A 3,311-nucleotide genomic window follows, 5' to 3' on the forward strand; every position below is an offset into this window, starting at 1 on the left:
ACAAGTATGTGACTAGTGCGAATGAACGTAGTCAACAACGCTACACCTTGAAGTATCACAACACTCTTACTCTAAATAATTCAAGATGTAGCTAGGCGACAAGTAAATGAGTCGCTAGGAGCATACACAAGTATGTGACTAGTGCGAATGAACGTAGTCAACAACGCTACACCTTGAAGTATCACAACACTCTTACTCTAAATAATTCAAGATGTAGCTAGGCGACAAGTAAATGAGTCGCTAGGAGCAAACACAAGTATGTGACTAGTGCGAATGAACGTAGTCAACAACGCTACACCTTGAAGTATGACGAGTAAGACGAGTATTAGTGTTCACGCGTCTGATGAAACTCAACATCAGGATAACGCTCACGCGTTAAGTTCAAGTTCACCATCGTTGGTGCGATATACGTTAAGTTATCACCACCATCTAGCGCCAAGTTTTGTTCATTTTTACGTTTAAACTCTTCGAGTTTTTTCTCGTTATTGCATTCAACCCAACGTGCCGTTGAAACGTTAACGGACTCATAAATCGCTTCAACGTTATATTCACTCTTAAGTCTTGCAACAACCACATCAAACTGAAGAACACCTACTGCCCCTACGATTAAATCATTATTTGCCAGTGGTCTAAAGACTTGTACAGCGCCCTCTTCTGATAACTGTACCAATCCTTTCAGTAACTGTTTTTGTTTTAATGGATCACGTAAACGAATACGACGGAATAATTCTGGCGCAAAGTTTGGAATACCCGTAAATTTCAGAATTTCACCTTGAGTAAAAGTGTCACCAATCTGAATAGTACCGTGGTTGTGAAGACCTATAATATCACCAGGATAAGCATGCTCAACATGGGAACGATCGCCCGCCATAAAGGTTAGCGCATCTGAAATCACCACATCTTTTTTGATTCGGACTTGATGTAATTTCATGCCTTTATCATACATACCAGATACAACGCGTAAAAATGCAACTCGGTCACGGTGTTTAGGATCCATATTGGCTTGGATCTTAAAGACAAAACCGGTAAACGTTTCTTCACTTGCTGTAACTTGGCGCATATCTGTCTGACGAGGCATAGGTGCGGGCGCCCATTTTACAAGGCCGTCAAGCATGTGATTAACGCCAAAGTTACCTAATGCTGTACCAAAGAAAACAGGGGTTAATTCACCTGCGATAAATGCGTCATGATCAAATTCATGAGATGCGCCTAAAACAAGTTCTAATTCATCACGTAATTGGCTTGCTAAATCATCACCAATGGCTTCATCAAGTTCAGGATTATCTAATCCTTTAATAACGCGAGAATCTTGAATAGTGTGACCTTGCCCTGTTTGATAAAGATAGGTTTCATCTTTAAGAATGTGATAAACCCCTTTAAAAAGTTTTCCACATCCAATAGGCCAAGTAATTGGACTACAAGCAATTTTTAACTCAGTTTCAACTTCATCCATGACTTCCATCGGATCACGAATATCACGGTCAAGTTTATTCATAAAAGTCAGGATTGGTGTATCACGTAAACGTGTCACTTCCATCAGCTTACGTGTACGATCTTCAACCCCTTTAGACGTATCGATAACCATTAAACAGCAGTCAACAGCAGTTAGTGTACGATAAGTATCTTCCGAGAAATCTTCGTGCCCTGGGGTATCCAGTAAGTTAACAAGGCAATCAGCATAAGGAAATTGCATAACGGAGGTTGTAATAGAAATACCACGTTGCTTTTCCATTTCCATCCAATCAGATTTTGCATGCTGATTTGAACCGCGTCCTTTTACAGTCCCTGCACGTTGAATCGCTTGTCCGAATAACAACACTTTTTCAGTGATGGTTGTTTTACCCGCATCGGGGTGGGAAATAATGGCAAAAGTTCTACGACGAGCAACTTCTTGCTGAAAAATAGGATTAGACATCAATGGTGATCTTCTGGTTGATAGACGAGAGAATGTAAGACACTGATATATTGCTATAACTAATAATTAAAGTGGCTATAAAGACATTCAACCCGTAAGTTAATCTTAATTGGCGCTTATTTTCGCCTATCTTGTCTGCATAAACAATCAATGGTTACTATTTTATCTGCTTGAGGGGATGATGCCTAGTATTTGAAAAAATTAATCGTGCCTATTTACACCATAAGGACGAAACCCTATCTCAGCCCCCGTATGATCATCACATTATTTTCATTGATACCCAAAAGAGTGCCTATTTGCTTCTGCTAAAATTTTTACAAGTTTCATTTATGGCCTACTCATAATACGAAGAATTAGCCTATTTATTTCCAGTTAAAGGCGGGATTGAATATAACAATCAACATAGATGCACATTTATTTAAATTTAATTTTGTCTATTTTTAGAGATTAATCACTTTATTTAAAACAAAAATAAATATTCAATTTACTTATTTTAAATATCATTCACTATTTTAACACTGTTATAATCACGCTTATCTATAAAATGAAACCATGACAAAAGTGAAATTATCTAGATAAATTTCCATTAAGTAAAAATAAAGATAAAATTTAAATAAAATTAATAAAAAAATAAAAACAAAAAAATTAAAGTGAAATAAAAAACGCCTAATAGAAGACGTTTTAAATTTAACTTAAATAGATATTTAACTAGAAAGAAATAGGATAAGCCATGATAATCGCATCCTCATTACCCGTCTTTGTTGGATAATAATTTTTACGCTTTGAGACGAAATTAAATCCTATAGATTCATAGAGATTGAACGCTTTTTCATTAGATTCTCGCACCTCTAACCACAAGGTTGTAATATTTTTTTTCTCAAGTGTTTCAATGAGTTCTAATAAAAGCGTTTTACCGTATCCTTTTCCCTGATAATCAGGGTGTATTGCAATATTAAAAAGTGTTGCCTCATCTAATATTAATTGCGTAATTGCAAAACCTACAATAATATTATCAATGCAAATTTTCAGATTAAAATAATGACTACCTTGGTTACTATAAAATGTTTCTTCACTCCAAGGGAATGAATGACTTAATTTTTCAATTTGCCACGCTAAAGGTAAATCAGCAGGATTTAAGGGTGAAATGGTCTTCATATTGATAGATTTGTTTCCAAAGATCGCGTTTTGCATCGGCATCAAAATATAATTGATGCAATGAAGGGCTTCTCAAAGAAGTATATTCCGAGGGAAGAATGAGATCAGTGCCTAATAACCAGCAGGGAAGATCAAATGATTCTGTGAGCATGCTCACATCATCTACTGTAATACAATAGATTTCGTTTTTATCTATCCCCATGGCACTAAAAATATCAGAGAAAAGCCCGTTATTTAGATC

General features: G+C 36.2%; 3 protein-coding genes. All 3 read right to left on the reverse strand.

Translation table 11 applies throughout. The annotated features are described in order from the left end of the window. Positions 1-325: 325 nt before the first annotated feature. Positions 326-1,915 carry a peptide chain release factor 3 gene (gene prfC / locus INT04_RS19050; RefSeq protein WP_193017593.1) on the reverse strand — a complete coding sequence of 530 codons (1,590 nt, stop codon included), beginning with the start codon at positions 1,913-1,915 and terminating at the stop codon, positions 326-328. A gap of 708 nt (positions 1,916-2,623) precedes the next feature. Continuing rightward, positions 2,624-3,070, reverse strand: coding sequence for a ribosomal protein S18-alanine N-acetyltransferase (rimI, locus tag INT04_RS19055; RefSeq protein ID WP_072069008.1), 447 nt, complete (start codon positions 3,068-3,070; stop codon positions 2,624-2,626). Beyond that, positions 3,039-3,311, reverse strand: a 273-nt coding sequence (locus INT04_RS19060; RefSeq protein WP_193017594.1) for a DNA polymerase III subunit psi, incomplete at its 5' end; no start/stop codon positions are given. The genes rimI and INT04_RS19060, both read right to left, overlap by 32 nt.

It is taken from the genome of Proteus sp. FME41 (genome assembly GCF_014897315.1).
Lineage (GTDB): Bacteria > Pseudomonadota > Gammaproteobacteria > Enterobacterales > Enterobacteriaceae > Proteus.